The 18,646-nt window shown below is 65.0% G+C and carries 20 protein-coding genes; 11 read left to right on the forward strand and 9 right to left on the reverse strand.

From position 1 onward, the window contains the following. Positions 1-12 precede the first annotated feature (12 nt). From argH to lysA, 3 genes are all read left to right on the forward strand, one after another. Entirely contained in the window at positions 13-1,413 is a 1,401-nt protein-coding gene (gene argH / locus DPM35_RS22750; protein ID WP_112129488.1) for an argininosuccinate lyase, read from the forward strand. A 129-nt stretch (positions 1,414-1,542) separates the two neighbouring features. Continuing rightward, positions 1,543-1,749 (forward strand): lipoprotein, encoded by a 207-nt coding sequence (locus tag DPM35_RS22755; protein WP_095767477.1) that lies wholly within the window; start codon positions 1,543-1,545, stop codon positions 1,747-1,749. 53 nt (positions 1,750-1,802) lie between these two features. Next, complete coding sequence (gene lysA / locus DPM35_RS22760; RefSeq protein WP_112129489.1) at positions 1,803-3,071, forward strand: diaminopimelate decarboxylase; 1,269 nt, start codon at positions 1,803-1,805, stop codon at positions 3,069-3,071. Positions 3,072-3,084: 13 nt separating this feature from the next. On the opposite strand, the gene DPM35_RS22765 is transcribed toward lysA, so the two are convergent. After that, on the reverse strand, positions 3,085-3,387 hold the full coding sequence (locus tag DPM35_RS22765; protein ID WP_112129490.1) for an ArsR/SmtB family transcription factor: 303 nt from the start codon (positions 3,385-3,387) through the stop codon (positions 3,085-3,087). 50 nt (positions 3,388-3,437) lie between these two features. Between DPM35_RS22765 and DPM35_RS22770 the strand changes: the two genes are divergently transcribed. Together DPM35_RS22770 and DPM35_RS22775 are read left to right on the forward strand one after the other, a co-directional pair. Next, the gene (locus DPM35_RS22770; protein ID WP_112129491.1) at positions 3,438-4,379 is read left to right on the forward strand and encodes a threonine/serine dehydratase; all 942 of its coding nucleotides are present in this window, start codon (positions 3,438-3,440) and stop codon (positions 4,377-4,379) included. Between the two features lie 114 nt (positions 4,380-4,493). Further along, entirely contained in the window at positions 4,494-7,079 is a 2,586-nt protein-coding gene (locus tag DPM35_RS22775; RefSeq protein WP_112129492.1) for a TIGR02302 family protein, read from the forward strand. A 16-nt stretch (positions 7,080-7,095) separates the two neighbouring features. Here the strand turns inward: DPM35_RS22775 and DPM35_RS22780 are convergent, their stop codons facing one another. Continuing rightward, positions 7,096-7,989 carry a LysR family transcriptional regulator gene (locus DPM35_RS22780; RefSeq protein ID WP_112129748.1) on the reverse strand — a complete coding sequence of 298 codons (894 nt, stop codon included), beginning with the start codon at positions 7,987-7,989 and terminating at the stop codon, positions 7,096-7,098. Positions 7,990-8,199: 210 nt separating this feature from the next. Here DPM35_RS22780 and DPM35_RS22785 point away from each other — a divergent pair, with 210 nt between their 5' ends. Continuing rightward, positions 8,200-9,153, forward strand: coding sequence for a DMT family transporter (locus tag DPM35_RS22785; protein WP_112129493.1), 954 nt, complete (start codon positions 8,200-8,202; stop codon positions 9,151-9,153). On the opposite strand, the gene DPM35_RS22790 is transcribed toward DPM35_RS22785, so the two are convergent. The 3 genes from DPM35_RS22790 to DPM35_RS22800 form a co-directional block, all read right to left on the reverse strand. Further along, positions 9,136-9,507 carry a response regulator gene (locus DPM35_RS22790; protein WP_112129494.1) on the reverse strand — a complete coding sequence of 124 codons (372 nt, stop codon included), beginning with the start codon at positions 9,505-9,507 and terminating at the stop codon, positions 9,136-9,138. The two genes, DPM35_RS22785 and DPM35_RS22790, sit on opposite strands and share 18 nt — an antisense overlap. Before the next feature lie 83 nt (positions 9,508-9,590). After that, positions 9,591-10,133 (reverse strand): hypoxanthine phosphoribosyltransferase, encoded by a 543-nt coding sequence (gene hpt, locus DPM35_RS22795; protein WP_095816886.1) that lies wholly within the window; start codon positions 10,131-10,133, stop codon positions 9,591-9,593. Positions 10,134-10,309: 176 nt separating this feature from the next. Beyond that, the gene (locus DPM35_RS22800) at positions 10,310-10,948 is read right to left on the reverse strand and encodes a hypothetical protein (protein WP_112129495.1); all 639 of its coding nucleotides are present in this window, start codon (positions 10,946-10,948) and stop codon (positions 10,310-10,312) included. Positions 10,949-11,129: 181 nt separating this feature from the next. Between DPM35_RS22800 and ftsE the strand changes: the two genes are divergently transcribed. From ftsE to DPM35_RS22815, 3 genes are all read left to right on the forward strand, one after another. Further along, entirely contained in the window at positions 11,130-11,789 is a 660-nt protein-coding gene (gene ftsE / locus DPM35_RS22805) for a cell division ATP-binding protein FtsE (RefSeq protein ID WP_095816884.1), read from the forward strand. Further along, on the forward strand, positions 11,782-12,768 hold the full coding sequence (locus DPM35_RS22810) for a cell division protein FtsX (RefSeq protein WP_112129496.1): 987 nt from the start codon (positions 11,782-11,784) through the stop codon (positions 12,766-12,768). The genes ftsE and DPM35_RS22810 overlap by 8 nt, the downstream gene beginning before the upstream one ends. 157 nt (positions 12,769-12,925) lie before the next feature. After that, entirely contained in the window at positions 12,926-13,654 is a 729-nt protein-coding gene (locus DPM35_RS22815) for a YdcF family protein (protein ID WP_112129497.1), read from the forward strand. On the opposite strand, the gene DPM35_RS22820 is transcribed toward DPM35_RS22815, so the two are convergent. Both DPM35_RS22820 and DPM35_RS22825 read right to left on the reverse strand, forming a co-directional pair. After that, on the reverse strand, positions 13,651-14,271 hold the full coding sequence (locus DPM35_RS22820) for a pyridoxamine 5'-phosphate oxidase family protein (RefSeq protein WP_425373401.1): 621 nt from the start codon (positions 14,269-14,271) through the stop codon (positions 13,651-13,653). The genes DPM35_RS22815 and DPM35_RS22820 overlap by 4 nt on opposite strands. 55 nt (positions 14,272-14,326) lie before the next feature. Beyond that, a complete protein-coding gene (locus DPM35_RS22825; protein ID WP_112129498.1) occupies positions 14,327-14,878 on the reverse strand; it encodes a carboxymuconolactone decarboxylase family protein in 552 nt (183 codons plus the stop codon). 103 nt (positions 14,879-14,981) lie between these two features. Between DPM35_RS22825 and DPM35_RS22830 the strand changes: the two genes are divergently transcribed. Next, positions 14,982-15,884, forward strand: coding sequence for a LysR family transcriptional regulator (locus DPM35_RS22830; protein WP_112129750.1), 903 nt, complete (start codon positions 14,982-14,984; stop codon positions 15,882-15,884). 162 nt (positions 15,885-16,046) lie between these two features. Next, positions 16,047-16,841: a lysophospholipid acyltransferase family protein gene (locus DPM35_RS22835; RefSeq protein WP_112129499.1), complete on the forward strand. Its 795-nt coding sequence runs from the start codon at positions 16,047-16,049 to the stop codon at positions 16,839-16,841. A 104-nt stretch (positions 16,842-16,945) separates the two neighbouring features. Here DPM35_RS22835 and DPM35_RS22840 read toward each other — a convergent pair whose 3' ends face one another. Beyond that, positions 16,946-17,566, reverse strand: coding sequence for a LysE family translocator (locus DPM35_RS22840; protein WP_112129500.1), 621 nt, complete (start codon positions 17,564-17,566; stop codon positions 16,946-16,948). Between the two features lie 131 nt (positions 17,567-17,697). After that, positions 17,698-18,645 (reverse strand): aldo/keto reductase, encoded by a 948-nt coding sequence (locus DPM35_RS22845; protein ID WP_112129501.1) that lies wholly within the window; start codon positions 18,643-18,645, stop codon positions 17,698-17,700. Position 18,646: the final 1 nt, after the last annotated feature.

Raw genomic sequence — 18,646 nt, forward strand, 5'->3', positions numbered from 1 at the left:
CGGGTTATAGCGATGAGCGACAAGAAGGCCAGCAACCAGATGTGGGGCGGACGTTTTGCCTCGGGTCCGGCCGCGATCATGGAAGCGATCAACGCGTCGATCGGCTTCGACCGCAAGCTGTATGCGCAGGACATAAGCGGATCGATCGCCCATAGCGAGATGTTGGCTGAAACGGGCATTATTTCGGCGGCCGATCAAGAAAAAATCGCTCACGGGCTGAACACGATCCTGAAAGAGATCGAGGCCGGCACGTTCGAATTCTCGACCAGGCTCGAAGACATCCACATGAATGTCGAGGCCCGCCTTGCCGACCTGATCGGCCCTGCGGCCGGACGCCTGCACACCGCACGCTCGCGCAACGATCAGGTGGCGGTCGATCTGAGGCTCTGGGTCAAGCAGGAATGCCAGCGCGTCGCCGGGGCATTGAAGGACTTGATCGCCGCGTTCCTCGAACGCGCCGAGGAGCATGCGGCGACCGTCATGCCCGGCTTCACCCATATGCAGGCCGCGCAGCCGGTGACCTTCGGACACCATTGCATGGCCTATGTCGAGATGTTCGGCCGCGACCTGTCGCGCGTCCGCGACGCCATCGAGCGCATGGATGAAAGCCCACTGGGCGCGGCGGCGCTGGCCGGCACCAGCTTTTCCATCGACCGCCACATGACGGCCAAAGCGCTCGGCTTCCGCGAGCCGACTCGCAATTCCCTCGACAGCGTCTCGGATCGCGACTTCGCGCTCGAATTCCTCAGCCTCGCCGCGATCTGCGCGACGCATTTGTCCAGGCTCGCCGAGGAGATCATCATCTGGTCGACGCCGCAATTCGGCTTCATCCGCCTGTCGGATTCCTTCTCCACCGGCTCCTCGATCATGCCGCAGAAGAAGAACCCCGACGCCGCCGAGCTGGTGCGCGGCAAGACCGGCCGCGTCAACGGCCATCTCGTCGGCCTGCTGACCGTTATGAAGGGCATGCCGCTGACCTACGGCAAGGACATGCAAGAAGACAAGGAAGCGGTCTTCGACGCCGCCGAGACGCTCGACCTGATGCTGGCGGCGACCACCGGCATGGTGCGCGACATGACCGTCAACGCCGCCGCCATGAAGAAGGCCGCCGGCGCCGGTCACGCCACCGCGACCGACCTTGCCGACTGGCTGGTGCGCAATCTCGGCCTGCCTTTCCGCGAGGCGCATCATGTCACCGGCCGCGCCGTGGCGCTCGCCGAGGAAAAGAAGGTAGGCCTGGAGAAGCTCTCGCTGGAGGACCTGCGCTCCATTCATCCCGGCATCACCGACGATATCTTCTCGGTGCTTGCCGTGCAGAATTCGGTGAAGAGCCGCACGAGCTTCGGCGGCACGGCGCCGTCGGAAGTGCGGAAGCAGATCCGCTACTGGAAAAAGCGGCTTTCCAAGGCTTAATGCATGTCGCCCAGACGTGTGTAGCGGTTCTGGGACCACGACATGCATCAAAACAATTGCCCGGATGCAAAGCGCCGAAAACTCGGCTAAAAGCGGCGGCACAGGAAACAGTTTCGAACGGATGGATCGATGACCCGTAGCAGGATTTTGGTGACGCTGGCACTGCTGGCGGCGGTTGTCACCGTCACCGCCTGCGGCAGGAAGACCGGGCTCGACACGCCCTATGAGGCGGCGGAGCAGGCGCGCAAGGATGCCGAACGCGCCAAGCAGCCGGTCCCGCCCGAGCCGGAGAAACCGGTCAAGGACAGGAAGTTCATCCTCGATCCCCTGCTCTAGAGCCAACGGGATCGCTCGATCTCACCACGCTCCAACTTTCCGGGACCAACCTCGTGAACCATTTCGACTACCGCGACGGCGTGCTCCATGCCGAGGACGTCGCGATCCCCGATATAGCAGCCGAGGTCGGCACGCCCTTCTACTGCTATTCGACGGCGACGCTGACCCGGCATTTCCGCGTCTTCAGAGAAGCCTTCGCCGGCCTCGATGCACTGGTCTGCTACGCCATGAAGGCGAACTCCAACCAGGCCGTGCTGAGGACGCTGGCAAGACAAGGCGCGGGCGCCGACGTCGTCTCGGAAGGCGAATTGCGCCGCGCCTTGGCCGCCGGCATCCCGGCCGGCAAGATCCTGTTTTCCGGCGTCGGCAAGACCGCGCGCGAGATGGACTTCGCGCTCTCCGCCGGCATTCTTTGCTTCAACGTCGAATCCGAGCCTGAACTCGAACTGCTGTCGGCCCGCGCCGTGGCGCTCGGCAAGGTGGCGCCGATCTCGCTGCGCATCAATCCGGATGTCGATGCCAGGACGCATAAGAAGATCTCGACCGGCAAGGCCGAGAACAAGTTCGGCATCCCGTGGCAGCGCGCGCGACAGGTCTACGCCCGCGCGGCCGAATTGCCCGGCATCAAGGTGACCGGCATCGACACCCATATCGGCAGCCAGATAACCGAATTGCAGCCCTTCGACGACGCCTTCGCGCTGCTTGTCGAACTGGTCGGCGTGCTGCGCGCCGATGGCCATTCGATCGAGCATGTCGATCTTGGCGGCGGCCTCGGCATTCCCTACCGCGTCGACAACAGCCCGCCGCCGCTGCCCGACGCCTATGCCGAGATCGTCAGGAAACATGTCACCAGGCTCGGCCTCAAGGTGATGTTCGAGCCTGGCCGCCTGATCGTCGGCAATGCCGGCATCCTGGTGTCCGAGGTCATCTATGTGAAGGAAGGCGACGCCAAGAACTTCCTCGTCGTCGACGCCGCCATGAACGATCTGATCCGGCCGACGCTCTATGACGCCTTCCACGACATCAGGCCGGTGGTGCAGCCGCCCGCCTCGACGCCGCGCATCAAGGTCGACGTCGTCGGCCCGGTCTGCGAGACCGGGGACTTCATCGGCCTCGACCGCGACCTGCCGAGGCTGAAGGCCGGCGACCTGATCGCCGTTTCCACCGCCGGCGCCTATGGCGCGGTGCAGGCGGGCACCTACAACACCAGGCTCCTGGTGCCGGAAGTGCTGGTTGACGGCGACCGCTTCCATGTCGTGCGGCCGCGCCAGACCTATGAAGACCTGATCGGACTGGATTCGGTCCCCGACTGGCTGAAGTAGCGCGCTCGAAGCGTTAGATTTTTTGCTGGATGAGCGCCTTGGCCTCGGCGATCCGCCCTTCGTCGCGCCGATAAAAGATCCATTGCTTCACCCGCTTTGTGCTGAGCAGGCCGGCTTGGGTGAGCACACGCATATGCTCGCTGAGCGTCGCCTGGGTGATGCCGAGCTTTTCGGCGATCAGCAGCGCGCAGACGCCGTCCTCGACCAGGTCGCCATCGGCCTGGCGCGGGAAATGCGCGCGCGGATCCTTGAGCCAATCGAGGATCTGCAGCCGGCGCTCGTTGGCAAATGCCTTGAAGATGTCGACCTCTTGCATTTGGCCATTTTGCTAAGTTACTAATTGAAGTCAATCCCGAGGAGCAGGCCATGTCGAGCACCAGAACGATCACGCGCGAGCGCATCAGCGCCGTGGAGCCGCGCATCCGCCCCTATGTGCGCCACACGCCGGTCATGCGCGTCGACATGGCGGATTTCGGCCGTCCCGCCTTTCCGGTCGACCTGAAACTCGAATGCCTGCAGCATTCCGGTTCCTTCAAGGCGCGCGGCGCCTTCACCAACCTGCTTACGCGGCCGGTGCCAAAAGCCGGTGTGGTCGCGGCGTCGGGCGGCAACCACGGTGCGGCCGTCGCCTACGCCGCCATGAAGCTCGGGCACAAGGCCACCATCTTCGTGCCCGAGGTCAGCCCCCCAGCCAAGCTCGCGCGCATTCGCGGCTACGGCGCGGATCTGGTCGTCGGCGGCGCCCGCTATGCCGAGGCGCTGGCCGCCAGCGAGGACTTCGCGGCCCGGACCGGCGCCCTGCAGATCCACGCCTTCAACCAGGAGGAAACGCTGCTCGGCCAGGGCACGCTCGGCCTGGAGATCGAGGCCGATCTGCCCGAAATCGACACGCTGCTGGTTGCCGTCGGTGGCGGCGGCCTGATCGGGGGCATCGCCGCCTGGTTCGCTGGGCGCATCCGCATCGTCGCCATCGAGCCCGAGGGCGCGCCAACGCTTTATCGCGCTTTGGAGGCGGGAGAGCCGGTCGACGCCCCGGCCGAAGGCATCGCCGCCGATTCGCTGGCGCCGAAGCGGGTCGGCGAAATGATGTTCCCGATCGCCGAGGCTTTCGTCGAGCGCTCGATCCTGGTCAGCGACGATGACATCGTCGCCGCGCAGAAAGCGCTATGGGACCGTGTGCGAATCATCGCCGAACCGGGCGGCGCCGCGGCCTTCGCCGCAGTGCTTTCCGGACGTTATGAGCCCGCTGAGGGCGAGCGCGTGGCGGTCCTGGTCTGCGGTTCCAACACGAATCCCGCCAATTTCTGAACATAACCCGGGCAAACTGCTTCACGTTTTTGGAACCCGCCTCGCCTTTGCCGTGTTTGCTGGTATCCTTCTGGTGATGACGTCCGGGCTATCCTGCCCGGGCAGGAAGGGCCGATGACGGAACGACCCACTTCCAGCGGCGAGCGCAGCCTGGCCGGGCGCCTGGCGCTCAGCCGTTTGGCAACGCGGGCCTCGATGGTCTTCGAGCGCGGCTGGCCGCTCGTGCTGCCGCTGCTGGTCGTCGCCAGCCTGTTCCTCAGCTTCTCATGGTTCGGCCTGTTCCCGCGTCTGCCGGATGCGGCGCGCATCGGCTTCCTGATCCTGTTCGCGCTGGCGGGCATCGCGGCGCTCTATCCGCTTCGCTTCTTCCGCATGCCTTCAGCCGCCGAGATCGACCGGCGCATCGAGGCGGCGAACCAATTGCTGCACAGCCCGGTGCAGGTGCAGACCGACCGGCCGAGCGGCGCCGACAGCATCTTCTCGCAGGCGCTGTGGCGCGAGCACCAGAAGCGCATGGCCGAGCGGCTTTCGAGCCTCGGCGCCGACCGGCCGCGCACCGGCGTGCCGGACCACGACCGCTGGGGCCTGCGCGCTGTGGCGGGGCTGCTGTTCGTCACGGCGCTTGCCTTCTCCTTCGGTCCCTTCGGCGGCAGGGTCAGCGACGCTTTCGTCGCCCGAGCCACGCGCGACAGCGTGCCGCCGCGCATCGACGCCTGGGTTACGCCGCCCGCCTATACCGGCAAGGCGCCGCTGTTCCTCACCGCCGACGCCAATCAGGCGGTCCAGACCTTCTCCGTTCCGCAGGGCAGCGACGTCTCGTTGCGCGTCACCGGCGGCTCGGGCGAGGAAACGCTGAGCTATGCCGATCAAGGCGGCAATGCGCGCGCCATCGAGCCCGCGGCGCCCAAAACCCCCGCGCCCGCAAGCCAGGCCGCGCCCAAAGTGCGCCAGTTCTCCGGCAAACTGGATTCGAACGGCACGCTGACGCTTAGATCCGCCGAGGGCGATCTCGGCCACTGGGCCTTTGCCGTTATTCCCGACAAGCCGCCGGCGATCCGCTTCGTCGGCGAGCCGAAGCGCGCCGTCAACGGCGCCATCGAGCTGAACTACGAGATCGATGACGATTACGGCGCCGCCTCCGCCAAGGCCGTTTTCGAGCTGTCGGACCCGCCGGCCGCCCATGCGCATCCCCTCTACGGCCCACCGGACCTGCCGCTGACCCTGCCTCGCCGCGGCGGCAAGACGAACGCCGCCAAGACGACCAAGGACCTGACCGAGCATGTCTGGGCCGGCAGCGGCATCAAGCTGACGCTGAGCGTCACCGACGATGCCGGCCACACCGCGACCAGCGAAACCAAGACGCTTGTGATGCCTGAGCGGCCTTTCGCCAACCCGCTGGCCCGTGCGGTGATCGAGCAGCGCCGGCTGCTGGCGCTCGACACCAACGCCAAGCCGCGCGTTCTGGACCTGATGGACGCGATCACGCTACGGCCCGAGGACACGTTCGACAACATGTCGAATTATCTGGCCATCATGAGCGCAAGGAGCCGGCTGAAACTCTCCGAGAGTGACGACCAGCTGCGCAACGTCGTGTCATATCTCTGGGAGATCGCGCTCGGCATCGAGGAGGGCAATCTGTCTGCCGCCGAGCGGCGGCTGCGCCAGGCGCAGCAGGCCTTGCAGGACGCCATCAAGAACGGCGCCAGCGATCAGGAGATCGAAAAGGCGATGAAGGAACTGCGCGAGGCGATGAACCAGTTCCTGCAGGAATTCGCCCAGCGCGCGCAGCAGAACCCGAAGGCGCCGCAAATGCAGCAGAACGGCCGCGAGCTGCGCCAGAGCGACATCGACCGCATGATGGACGAGATCGAGAACCTGGCCAAATCGGGCGATCGCGACAAGGCCCAGCAGCTTCTGTCCGAACTGCAGGACATGATGAACAACCTGCAGGCCGGCCGTCAGCAGCCGGGCGGCGAGCAGGACAGCGAGATGCGCCAGCAGATGGATAAGCTCGGCGACATCATGCGCCGCCAACAGGAGATGATGAACGACACCTTCCGGCTGGACCAGATGCAGCGCGGGCAGCGTGGCCAGGACGGCGATCAACGGATGGGCGAGGATGGCGAGCCGCAGCAAGGCCAGGACGAACAGCGGCCTGGTCCCGGCCAGGACCGCGATCCGCTGGGACGGCCGAAAATGTCGCCCAAGGACCTGGCCGATGCGCTGAAGCAGCTGCAGGAAGGCCAGGGCCAGCTGCAAAGCGAGCTCGAGCAGTTGAAGAAGGGCCTCGAGGGCCTTGGCATGGAGCCGAATGAGGGTTTTGGCGAGGCCGGCAAATCGATGGGCGATGCCGAACGGTCGCTCGGCCAGGGCGACGGCGACCAGGCCGTCGGCCATCAGGGCCGCGCGCTGGAGGCGCTGCGCCGTGGCGCCAAGGACATGATGAAGCAGATGCAGGCCATGCAGGGCGACCAGGGCGGCAGCGAGCAGGGTGGGCGCCAGCAGGGCGCCGACCGCGATCCGCTCGGACGGCCGCGCGCCACCAATGGCCCGGATGACGGCACCTCGGTCAAGGTTCCCGACGAGATCGACGTCCAGCGCGCGCGCCAGATCCTCGACGCGATCCGCAAGCGGCTCGGCAACGCGCTGAGCCCCGACATCGAGCGCAGCTATCTCGAACGGCTCCTGGAGCTGAAATAGCCTTAAATGGCCGCCTTTAGCGTCCCGCCATACCGACCGTCGCACCCATCTGTCTGGTCAGCATGAACGCCTCGCGAATGGCGCTTTCCATGCCGTCGATCGCTTCGCCGGTCGCCAGCGGATTGCGATGCAGGACGACGTTGGAGGAATCGATGTCGCCGAAGCCGTCGGCCGCGGTCAGTTCCCGGCAATCAGGCGGGATGTTGCTGCGCGAGATCGGCGCGATCGCCAGACCTGAAGTCACCGCGAGCGTCAGGCCGCCATTGGTGTCGCTGGTGTAGGCGACGCGGTAGTCGAGGCCGCGCTGCTGCAGCGACTTGATGGCGAAGTCGCGGCACCAGCCGTTGCGGCTGTAAAGCGCGATCGGCACCGGCCGTTCCTCATGCATGTGGTGCAGCGTCGAGGTCACCCAAACCGTCGGGTCGTGCATCAGCACCTCGCCGCCGGAAGAGCCCTCCCATTCGAATACCACCGCGAGGTCGAGCTCGCCGGCCGCGAGCGCCCTGACCTGCGAGTCCGAATGCGCGTAGCGCACCGTGACCTCGACGCGCGGATGGCGCTTCGCGAATTCGCCGAGCGCCCGCGACAGGATCGACCGGCCGTATTCGGCCGGGATGCCGATGCGCACCAGCCCGCCGAGCGGCGGCGCCACCAGCGAGGCCGCCGTCTCGTCGAGCAGCGAGACGATCCGGCGCGCGTTGGCGATCAATTCGCCGCCGCGGCGCGTCAGCGCCACGCCGCGCGAGCCGCGCTCGAACAGATTGTCGCCGACCATGTCCTCCAGCTTCTTCATCTGCATCGACACGGCAGATTGCGTGCGTCCTGCCTTTTCCGCCGCGCGCGTGAAATTGCCGGTTTCGGCCACCGCCACGAAGGTGCGCAGGAGGTCGCTGTCGAGGACTGGTCTCATCGGAATCGCCATAAGAGAATTTGATTGCTGGCATCATTCCAATTCGTTTGCAACATGTCAAACGCCGCAGGATAGTCGCGATACCCATTGGATATGCGACTGCGAAATCGGTCGCGGACCAATCGAAGAGTCCTCACTCGTACCCGCTGCCTGAAAACGGTAGCGGGTTCTTTTTGCTGATACATTACGGCTTGCGGGGGGCCGAGACTGATGCAGAACCGGATGGTGCTTGGCATTCTGAGCCTCTGCCTCGGCGTGCTGGTCTTTTCGCTGCAGGATCCGCTGGTGAAGGCGGTGTCGGGCGGCTATCCGGTGACCGAGGTGATGGCGATCCGTGCCATGGTCGCGCTGCCGATCCTGATCGTCGTCGTCCGGGCCGATGTCGGCCTGAGAGCGGTGCTGTCGAAGCGCTTCGGCATGCTGACACTGCGCGCCTTCATCCAGTTCTCATCCTACACGGTCTATTATCTCGCGATCGCCGCCTTGCCGCTGGCCGACGCGGTGGCGCTCTATTTCATGGCGCCGTTGTTCATCATGGCGATGGCCGGCCCCTATCTCGGCGAGCGCGTCTCGTGGAAAACGCTGGCGACGGTGCTGATCGGCCTGGTCGGCGTGCTGGTGATGGTGCGTCCCGGAGCCGGCGTGTTCGACTGGGCGGCGCTGCTGTCGCTCGGCTCGGCCTTCCTCTACGGTTTTTCACAGTTGATGGCGCGTCGTATCGGCGACACCGAATCATCGACGGTGATGGCCTTCTACCAGAACGGCGCCTATCTCAGCGGCGCCGTTGCCGTCGCGGCAGTGTTCCACCTCGCCGGCATCACCCATGCGGCGCATCCGAGCGTCGATTTCCTGGTGCGGCCATGGGTGTGGCCGACGATGCCGGATTTCCTCAAAATGGCCGCCTGCGGTTTCGTCGCCTCCGCCGGCATGATCCTTTTGTCGCAGGCCTACCGCATGGCGCCGGCCAACCGCGTCGCCACGTTCGAATACACCGGCATCCTGTGGTCGCCGCTGTGGGGCTTCCTGTTCTTCGCCGAAGTGCCGCGCGAGACGACGGTGCTGGGCGCGGCGCTGATCATCGGAGCCGGCCTGCTGGCGCTCAACGGCGAGCGCCGGCGAAGTGCCGCGCCGGCGGCCGGCGCGGTGTCAAGCGAAGCAGCTTAACGCCTTGCCGACACGGGCGCGGATCTCGGCAAGCGTGAACGGCTTTTGCACGACATCGAGGATGATGCCGTTGAGTTCCTCGGCGCGTTCGCGCTGGTCGGCATAGCCGGTCATCAGCATGATCTTCATCGTCGGGAACTCTCTTGCGGCGGCAGTCGCCATCTCGATCCCGTCCATCTCCGGCATGCGGATATCGGACACCACCAGATCGTAGCTGCCACGGGCCTGCCGGATCGTGTCCAGCCCCTGCGCGCCGTCGGTGGCGACAGTGATATTATGGCCGTCGCGCTCCAGCGCGCGGGCTGCGAGGGTGCGGACGGACTCATCGTCCTCGACGATCAGAAGCTTTGCCATGCCGAGATTGATGCCGCCGAAACGTTGACGTTTTCTGAAAATTCTAACGATCGGCGGCTTTTCGGGATGACTTCGTCGCCCCCTCAGGCGTCGCCCTTCACCACCCCGACAAACGGCAGTTCGCGGAACGCGTGGGCGACATCCATGCCGTAGCCGACGACGAAATAGTCCGGGCAGTCGAAGCCGACATAATCGGCGTTGAGCGCGGTCTGGCGGCGCATCCGCTTGTCGAGCAGCACCGCGATGGCGCAGCTCTTGGCGCCGCGCGAAAGCATCAGGTCGCGGGTGTAGGAAAGCGTCTTGCCGGATTCCAGTATGTCGTCGATCAACAGCACGTCGCGGCCGGCGACCTCGTTGTCGATGTCGCGCAGCACCCTCACCTCGCCGCTCGTGGTGCCGGCGCCATAGCTGGAGATGAAGATGAATTCGACCTCCGGCGACAGTCCGACATCGTGCATGGCGCGGATGAGATCGGCGGCGAAGACGAACGAGCCCTTGAGGATCGAGATCACCAAAAGGTCGTGGTAGTCGCGCCCGGCGATTTCCTTGGCGAGTTCGAGATTGCGGCGTGCGATCGCCGACGCCGAAAACAGAACCTCGATGTCCTTGCCGCGTACAACTGGCATTCTTTCGTCCTTCAAAAAATCCGCAGCGGTGTCGATAGACGGTTGAGATTCAGGTTAGGCCGAGCCGAAAATAGCGGCTTCCGAGAACCGGAGCGGAGCGTACGTTTCAGTACGTGAGCACCGGAAGCCCAGGAAGCCGCTACTTGCAGGCCGGCCTCACCTGAATATCGACCCGTCTAGCCGGCGAAGATGACCGCGACAGTCCTGACCCCGTCTTTAGGCACATCGAGGCGGCTGGAAAAGCCGAATCTTTCGCCGGGTGCCAGTGAGCGATTGGATGTCCCCAGCCTGTAGCGGATGATATTGCTGTCGTTGTCGGTGACGCGGATTTCGAGCGGCGGCAATGCTTGCGATGTCACACCGTCATTGGCTGCCTCGCCATCCACGAACAACACCGGTTTCAGGCCCGACGCATCGATGCGCGACGTCACGCCGGAAATGGTGAGCGCGCTCGCCGGCGCAGCGGTCACCCAGAACGGACTATGCCGGACCAGCGCATGACCGCCCGACACCCAGAAAGAGGCGAGTGCTATGCCGACGCCTGTGACCCAGAACATCGGGCCGCCGCGTGAGGACCGCGACGGCGCGGCATCCGGCTTGCGCAGCATGCCCATGCCTTCGATGGACGGCGTCGGCGGAATCTGCGGCTGCGGCGGTGAAGGCGGCTCCGGATGCGCGGCAAAACGCGGCAGCACCACATACTCGGCATCGACGATGTCGGTTGCATCGAACGCGACGCGCTCCGGGGCGGCATTTGTTGCCGGGCCGGTCATGATTTCGCCGGAAACGGGGCGCGCGGTTCTATTCTCAGCCATTACGGCACCAGTGCAGTCTTCGTTTCTTTTGCGTAAACGCAATTGGTTAACGCTTCCCCACCGGAACCGCTTTGAGACGTCAAAATCGAGCCGAAATTAACCGACCGTTAACCATGCCGGCCGATGGTCTGCTAGAGTTAGATTGTGGCGCGTCGCCGCCGAGAGTTTCAGGTCGCCGAACGTGATCCGCTTCGAAAATGTCGGCCTCCGCTATGGCATGGGTCCGGAAATCCTCCGCGACATCTCCCTGCACATTCCGGAGCGCTCCTTTCAGTTCCTGAGCGGCCCCTCGGGCGCCGGCAAGACGACGTTGCTGCGCCTTTTGTTCATGTCGCTGAAGCCGACGCGCGGCCTGATCACCATCTTCGGCAAGGACCGCTCGCGCATTTCGCGCAGCGAATTGCCGCTGCTGCGCCGCCGCATCGGCGTGGTGTTCCAGGATTTCCGCCTGCTCGACCACATGACGACCTACGAGAATGTCGCGCTGCCACTGCGCGTGCGCGGGCGCGAGGAGGCTGGCTATCGCACCGACGTCACCGAGCTTCTGAAATGGGTCGGCCTCGGCGACCGCATGCATGTGCTGCCGCCGGTGCTGTCGGGCGGCGAGAAGCAGCGCGCCGCGATCGCGCGCGCCTTGATCGAGCAGCCGGAGATCCTTCTGGCCGACGAGCCGACCGGCAATGTCGATCCGCCGCTGGCGCGCCGGCTGCTGAGACTCTTCATCGAATTGAACCGGCTGGGCACCGCCGTGGTCATCGCCACCCACGACCTTGGCCTGATGGAGCAGGTCGATGCGCGCCGCATGATTCTGGCCGGTGGAAGGTTGGACGTCTATGACTGACTTTCCGGCCGATCACCTCGAGGATGAAGCCGAGGCGCCGGTGACGGTCCGGCGCGTCCAGCGCAAGACGGCGCCGATCGTGCCGGCGCAGAACATCGCCGGGCGGGCGCTGGTGCTGGTCATCGCCATCATGACCTTCCTGTCCTGCCTCACCTTCGGCGCGGTGACGCTGGTGCGCGACACCGCCTCGGTCTGGGAGAACCAGATCTCGCGCGAGGCGACGATCCAGATCAAGCCGGCCGACGGGCTCGACATGGAGGCGGCGCTGGCGCAGGCCTCGCAGATCGCCAGCGAGTTCCCCGGCGTGAAGGGCACCAAGATCATCGACCGCGACGCGACGGCGCGTCTTCTCGAGCCGTGGCTGGGCAGCGGCCTCAACATCGACGAGTTGCCGGTGCCGCGCCTCATCATCGTCACCATCGACGAGGCCAGCCCGCCTGACTTTGCCGCCATGCGCGCGGCCATCACGCCCAAGATCCCGACCGCGGCACTCGACGATCACCGCACCTGGGTCGACCGCCTCGTCGCCATGGCGCACACCACGGTGACGATCGGCATCGCCGTTCTGGCGCTTATGCTCTCGGCAACGGTACTGACGGTGGTGTTCGCCACGCGCGGCGCCATGGCCGGCAACGGCCATATCATCGAGGTGCTGCATTTCGTCGGCGCCGAGGCGCGCTTCATCGCGCGCGAATTTCGCTGGCATTTCCTGGTCACCGGCATGAAGGGCGCTGCCGCCGGCGGTGCGCTCGCGATCGTCGTCTTCATCGTCTTTTCCTGGTGGTCGTCGCGCAACATGGCCACGCCCCAGGCCGACCAGGCGACCGCCTTGTTCGGCAATTTCGCCATCGGCTCCGCCGGCTATTTCGGCGTCGGCCTGATGGTGCTGGTGATCGGCGCGCTGACCGCGGCCACCTCGCACGCGACCGTTGTCGCCTATCTCAGCGACATCGACGTTCGCCAGCCGGATGCGGGCTGACCGATGAACTCCAACCGAAAGCCCGCGCAAGGCATTGAATACAAACAAGGCAACGATCACGGGTTGGGCAGGTGCCGTAACGCAAAGTGCGCCGCCCTACCTATCAAAGGCCGCATTTCGGAGTTAACCATTAGAAGCTTTCAGGATTAACCTGGGGATGATGGAAGCGCGGGATTCGATCGAGACGGCTGGACGGATGCCGGCGGTGCGTGCCCGCGCTGCTGCCCCCGCCGGGTTTGGTCGTCTGCGGCTCGTCCTGCGCATCTGCGGTTTCGTCGCTCTCGCCGCGCTGGTGCTTTTTGCCGGCGGCTTCGGCTGGTTTGCCGACAAGGTCAGCCATATGACGACTCCGCTCAATCCGGCCAGGGCCGACGCAATCATCGTGCTCACCGGCGGGCAGTCGCGGCTCGACGCCGCCATGGACCTGCTGGCTTCCGGCAAGGGTGAACGCCTGCTGGTCAGCGGCGTCCATCCGTCGGCCACCAAACGTCAGCTGCAGGCGGCGATGGGAGGAGACAAGCGGCTCTTCTCCTGCTGTGTCGATATCGATCGTGCCGCGCTAGACACCATCGGCAACGCCGAGGAAAGCGCCAAATGGGTGGAGAACCACGCCTATGGCAGCATCATCATCGTCACCAACAATTACCACATGCCGCGCAGCCTGCTCGAGATGGGTCGGCTGCTGCATGGCGCGCGCCTCGAGCCCTATCCGGTGGTCAACACCAATCTCGGCAATGGCGGCTGGCTGACCAAGCCGGAAGCGCTGCGCGTGCTGCTTACCGAATACAGCAAATATGTGCTTTCGCTGGCGCGCGGCTTCCTGCCGCTTCGCGCAACGCCCGAGCGCGTCACGCTGGCGGAAGCATCGACTGTGGTGAAGAACTAAAGCTTGGATGCCGCACTCTCGCGCAAGCGGGCAATCTCCTGCTCCAGGCCGGCGATGCGGCGGTCGCGTTCGGCCAACGCCGCCGCGACATCCGCCGCCTCGAAACGCTGCGGTATGTGCTGCGGGCAATTGGCATCCCAGGCCGCGACCGTGAACAGGATCGCCTGCTCCGGCCGCGCCTTGTAATCCGCCGGCATCAGCTGCGCTATCAGCTCCGGATCATTTTCGACGACCCGTGCCCTGCCCCAGACCTTGATCCGCTGCCGCAGCATGTAATCGATGAGGAACAGGAACGCCTGGTCGTTATCCTGCAGGTTGCCCTGGGTGATGAACTGCCGGTTTCCAGAAAAATCGGCGAAGCCGATCGTGTGCTCGTCGAGTACCTTGAGAAAGCCGGCCGGCCCGCCGCGATGCTGGATGTAGGGCTGGCCCTCGGCATTGGCCGTCGCCAGGAACACGCTGGTCTGCGCCTCGATGAAGGCGGCGAGATCTGGTGTGATCGCGGCGCGCCAGCCGCCGCGCTGCTCGACGCGCGCATAGGAAACGCGCGACCCCTTGCGTGACTGGATCGCCTTGACCGTGGGGGTGAAGGCGACATCGCTGGTGAAGGCATCCATATCAATGTCCTCCAAGTCTGAGGCCAGAAAACGAACTGCGTCAGGCCAAGTCGAATCAAGCGGCCTGACGGGCTTGCACGACCGGGAAGTCGACCTCGGTATCGGCAACCTTGTTGATGTAGTTTGTCCAGACGTTGAGAGCGACATGTTGCACGATCTCGATGATCTGCGCGTCGTCATAGCCGGCGCGCCTCACCGCCTCGAGGTCAGCTTCGCCGACATGGCCACGCTCGCGCGCGACCTTGGCCGCGAAGTGGACGGCCGCTGCGGCCATGCTGTCGTTGGAACGACCTTCCCGGTTGGCAACTATCTCCGCATCGTCGAGACCGGCCAGATTCTTGCCCAGATAGGTGTGGGCGGAAAGACAATAGGTGCACTGGTTGATTTCCGCGACAGCCAGCGCGATGCGCTCTCGGGTTGGCGCCGGCAGTCGGCCTTTGGATAGTGCCGCCGACATTCCAAGATAACCCTCCAACGCCGCCGGGCTGTTGGAGATCAACCTGAAGAGATTGGGCGCGACGCCGAGTTGTTTCTCGACAGCCCTGAGCATCGGCTGCGAGGGGCCGGGTGCGGCAGAGATGGTCTCGGGGGTGGGGATACGAGGCATGTGAACTCCTGTTGAGTCGATGACCTCAGGAACATGGATCCTTCCAAATTGAAACAATAGATGGCATACCTGCAATCTATCCTTTCAATATATGGAAATATCGATGGACCGCCTCGACGCCATGTCCCTGTTCGTCGCCACCGTGGAGGCCGGCAGCCTTTCCGCTGCCGCGCGGCGCGTAGGCGTGCCGCTGGCGACCGTCAGCAGAAAACTCTCCGACCTGGAGAAGCATTTGAAGACGCGCCTGCTCAACCGCTCGACGCGGCGCCTGACGCTGACCGATGCCGGCCAGTCCTACCTCATCGCCTGCCGCCGCATTCTCGACGAGGTGAACGAGGCCGAGCGTACCGCTGCCGGCGAATATTCGAGCCCCACCGGCGAGCTGGTCATCACGGCGCCGGTCGTCTTCGGCCGCCTGCATGTGCTGCCCGTGATCACCGACTTCCTCGCCCTCTACCCGCAGGTCGACGTCCGCCTGACCTTGTCCGACCGGATCACCCAGCTGGTCGAGGAGCATATCGATCTCGCCCTGCGCATCGGCGAGCTGCCGGATTCGGCCATGGTCGCGATCCGCGTCGGCTCGATCCGCCGCATCGTCTGCGCAAGCCCCGCTTATCTCGCCATGCATGGCACGCCGACGCGACCGCCGGAGCTTGCGGGCCACAACTGCGTCACCTTCGAGGGCCTTGCCGCGCCCGCGACATGGAGTTTCGGAGCGGGCAAGGCGGAAACCACGGTCCCGGTCCGCTCCCGCCTGCAGGTCAACACCGCCGAGGCGGCGATCGATGCGGCGATTGCCGGGCTCGGCCTGACGAGGGTGCTCTCCTACCAGGCGGATGCCGCGGCGCGCGCCGGCGCGTTGCGGGTCGTGTTGGAGCCGTTCGAGCCCCCTCCGTGGCCGGTGAGCCTGGTTCATGCCGGCCGGGGCCGGCTGCCGGTGAAACTGCGCGCTTTCCTCGATTTTGCCGCGCCGCGCCTCACAGAGCGGCTGGCGCGGTCACTTTAGGCAATTCCAGGAAAAGTGCATCGCGGTTAGGTTCGGCGACTTCGCCGTAACCGTCGGTCCGGAATTGCGGCAACACCGGAGCGGGCAGATTCGACCACTGCGCCGTTTCCTTTTTGCCGCCGCTTGGTGTAACCAACGCACACTTCCTCACGGGCCCCTTGCATGCTCATCATCCGCTCGCTGGCGTTCAACCTCGTCTTCTATCTCAGCCTGATCGTCCAGATGATCTTCTGGACGCCTTTCTATTTCCTCTCGCCGCGCCACCGCGCCTGGTTCGTGCCGAAATTCTGGTCGCGCACCTCGATGTGGCTCTATGAGAAGATCGCCGCGACAAAGAGCGAGATTACGGGTGTCGAGAACCTGCCGGAAGGATCCTTCATCCTGGCGCCGAAGCACCAGTCCTTCTGGGACGCGATCGCTTTCTTCCCCTATCTCGACGACGCGCTCTACATCCTCAAGCGCGAGCTGACCTGGATCCCCTTTTTCGGCTGGTACATCATAAAGATGCGTATGATCCCGGTCGACCGCGGCAGCCGTTCGAAAGCGCTGAAGGCGGTCGTCGTCGCAACCAGACAGGAGATGAACCGCAATCCGCGCCAGCTCATCATCTATCCTGAAGGCACGCGTCGCCCGCCGGGCGCCGAGCCCTCCTACAAATACGGCATCGTCGAGATCTACTCGCAACTTGGCGTGCCCGTGGTGCCGGTCGCCCATGTCGCCGGCCTCTACTGGCCGCGCCGCAAGTTCCTGCGCTATCCCGGCACCATCAAGGCCCGCTTCCTGCCGTCGATCCCGCCGGGGCTCGGCAAGGAGGAGTTCATGCGGCGGCTGATCGGCGAGACCGAAGCCGCCTGCGATCAGCTTTTGGTCGAGGCCGCGCAGGCGCCGGACCCGCCGCCCATGCCGCCGACTGCAGTCAAGCGGTTGGCGGAGCTCGGCGTAACCGCCAAGAGCTGATCGGCCAGAGCAATTCCAGGAAAAGTGTAAGCGTCTTCCGTCCGGAATTGCGTAAAAACAAAGAGATGGGGCATTTCACCGGTTCCGTGAAACGGCGAAATGCCCTATCGCAGCGCCGCCAGCAGCGTCATCAGCACCAGCGTTGCGGCAAACAGCAGATTGATGATCCGCGACGCCAGCGGATGGCGCAGGAAGCGCGCGAAAGCCGTTCCTGCGAGCAGCCACGCGACGTGGATGGTGACGATCATCGCGGCAAGCACCAGCAGCCTGGTGGAAACGCCGAGCGGATCGGCCTGCGACGCCGTGCCGGCGAAAACCGCGGCGATCGCCACATAGGCCTTCGGGTTGGCGACGGCGAGCGTGAAGCCGCCGAGAAAATCGGGCTTCGTCGCCGTGCTCCCGCGCTCGGCCAAAGGCGGCGCGGTCGCTATTTTGAAGGCGAGATAGAGGATGTACGCGGCCGACAGGATTGCCAGCACCGGCGCCACTCCTGGCACCGAGGTCAACATGCCGAAAATTCCGGCCGCCACCGCCAGAAGCACCGCGATCGTGCCGAGCACGACGCCAGACGTGTAACCCAGGGAAGGGCGCAGGCCGAAAGCCGCGCCGACGGCGGTCACGCTGATCGTCGCCGGTCCGGGGCTGCCCATGACGACCGTCGCGGCCACGACAAGCGCCAGCACTTGCTGCCAGGGCTGCGCATCGCCCAAGATACTACCAGCCATGCCGAACCTCCTCCTGCCACGATGCGACAGGATTTAGGAGGGATCGTCATGGCCGTCTTGGACGATCGTGCGAGCGACTGCGTTAAGGCTTGTTGAGATTTGGGTCAGGCCGAGTCGAAGATCAACACGCCTTACGAGCTGGCCCGGTCCAAAGCCGCAATATCGTCCGCCGAAAGCTTGAGCGATGCAGCGCGGATCAGGCTGTCCATCTGGGCGGGCGTGGTGGCGCTGGCGATCGGCGCGGTGATGCCCGGCCGCGCGATGATCCAGGCCAGCGCCACTTCCGCCTGCTTGGCCGAATGGCGCTCCGCCACGGCATCGAGCGCGGAAAGGATGCGCATGCCGCGCTCGTTGAGATAGCCGGCCACGCCCTCGCCGCGCGCGCTTTGCCCGAGATCGGCCTTGCTCCGGTATTTGCCGCTCAAGAATCCCTTGGCCAGGCTGAAATAGGTGATGACGCCGATATCCTCGGCCTTGCAGAGGTCGAGCAGCGGTCCGTCGAGCGACGAGCGGTCGTACAAATTGTATTCAGGCTGCAGCACCTCGTAGCGCGGCAGGCTGCGCAGGCTGGCCACGTCGAGCGCCGCGCGCAACTGGCCGGCATCGAGATTGGAGCAGCCGGGATAACGGATCTTGCCCTTTTCGAGCAGGCGCTGATAGGCGCCGAGCGTTTCCTCGTAAGGCGTGGCCGGGTCGGGCCAGTGCGACAGGTAGAGGTCGATGACATCGACCTGCAGCCGCTTCAGCGAAGCGTCGACCGCCTTTTCGATATAGGCGGCGGAGAGGTCCCGCTTGCCTTGCCCCATGTCGGAGCCGACCTTGGTGATGACGATGACCTTGTCCCGGTTGCCGCGGCTCTTCATCCAGTTGCCGATGATGGTTTCCGATTCGCCGCCCTTGTTGCCGGGCACCCAGCGCGAATAGGCGTCGGCCGTATCGATGGCGTTCAGGCCCGCCCCCGCGAACCGGTCGAGCAGGTCGAAGGAGGTCTTCTCGTCGGCGGTCCAGCCGAAGACGTTGCCGCCCAGAACCAGGGGCGCGATGGAAAGGTCGGTGCGACCGAGACGACGTTTCTGCAAG

The organism is Mesorhizobium atlanticum (genome assembly GCF_003289965.1).
In the GTDB taxonomy this organism is placed as follows: Bacteria; Pseudomonadota; Alphaproteobacteria; order Rhizobiales; family Rhizobiaceae; genus Mesorhizobium; species Mesorhizobium atlanticum.

What these genes read in the sequence shown, in the direction of transcription:
- argH (WP_112129488.1), top strand. Translation starts at nt 13, where the DNA reads ATGAGCGACAAGAAGGCCAGCAACCAGATGTGGGGCGGACGTTTTGCC.
- DPM35_RS22755 (WP_095767477.1), top strand. Translation starts at nt 1,543, where the DNA reads ATGACCCGTAGCAGGATTTTGGTGACGCTGGCACTGCTGGCGGCGGTT.
- DPM35_RS22765 (WP_112129490.1), bottom strand. Translation starts at nt 3,387, where the DNA reads ATGCAAGAGGTCGACATCTTCAAGGCATTTGCCAACGAGCGCCGGCTG.
- DPM35_RS22770 (WP_112129491.1), top strand. Translation starts at nt 3,438, where the DNA reads ATGTCGAGCACCAGAACGATCACGCGCGAGCGCATCAGCGCCGTGGAG.
- DPM35_RS22775 (WP_112129492.1), top strand. Translation starts at nt 4,494, where the DNA reads ATGACGGAACGACCCACTTCCAGCGGCGAGCGCAGCCTGGCCGGGCGC.
- DPM35_RS22780 (WP_112129748.1), bottom strand. Translation starts at nt 7,989, where the DNA reads ATGAGACCAGTCCTCGACAGCGACCTCCTGCGCACCTTCGTGGCGGTG.
- DPM35_RS22785 (WP_112129493.1), top strand. Translation starts at nt 8,200, where the DNA reads ATGCAGAACCGGATGGTGCTTGGCATTCTGAGCCTCTGCCTCGGCGTG.
- DPM35_RS22790 (WP_112129494.1), bottom strand. Translation starts at nt 9,507, where the DNA reads ATGGCAAAGCTTCTGATCGTCGAGGACGATGAGTCCGTCCGCACCCTC.
- hpt (WP_095816886.1), bottom strand. Translation starts at nt 10,133, where the DNA reads ATGCCAGTTGTACGCGGCAAGGACATCGAGGTTCTGTTTTCGGCGTCG.
- DPM35_RS22800 (WP_112129495.1), bottom strand. Translation starts at nt 10,948, where the DNA reads ATGGCTGAGAATAGAACCGCGCGCCCCGTTTCCGGCGAAATCATGACC.
- DPM35_RS22810 (WP_112129496.1), top strand. Translation starts at nt 11,782, where the DNA reads ATGACTGACTTTCCGGCCGATCACCTCGAGGATGAAGCCGAGGCGCCG.
- DPM35_RS22815 (WP_112129497.1), top strand. Translation starts at nt 12,926, where the DNA reads ATGATGGAAGCGCGGGATTCGATCGAGACGGCTGGACGGATGCCGGCG.
- DPM35_RS22820 (WP_425373401.1), bottom strand. Translation starts at nt 14,271, where the DNA reads ATGGATGCCTTCACCAGCGATGTCGCCTTCACCCCCACGGTCAAGGCG.
- DPM35_RS22825 (WP_112129498.1), bottom strand. Translation starts at nt 14,878, where the DNA reads ATGCCTCGTATCCCCACCCCCGAGACCATCTCTGCCGCACCCGGCCCC.
- DPM35_RS22830 (WP_112129750.1), top strand. Translation starts at nt 14,982, where the DNA reads ATGGACCGCCTCGACGCCATGTCCCTGTTCGTCGCCACCGTGGAGGCC.
- DPM35_RS22835 (WP_112129499.1), top strand. Translation starts at nt 16,047, where the DNA reads ATGCTCATCATCCGCTCGCTGGCGTTCAACCTCGTCTTCTATCTCAGC.
- DPM35_RS22840 (WP_112129500.1), bottom strand. Translation starts at nt 17,566, where the DNA reads ATGGCTGGTAGTATCTTGGGCGATGCGCAGCCCTGGCAGCAAGTGCTG.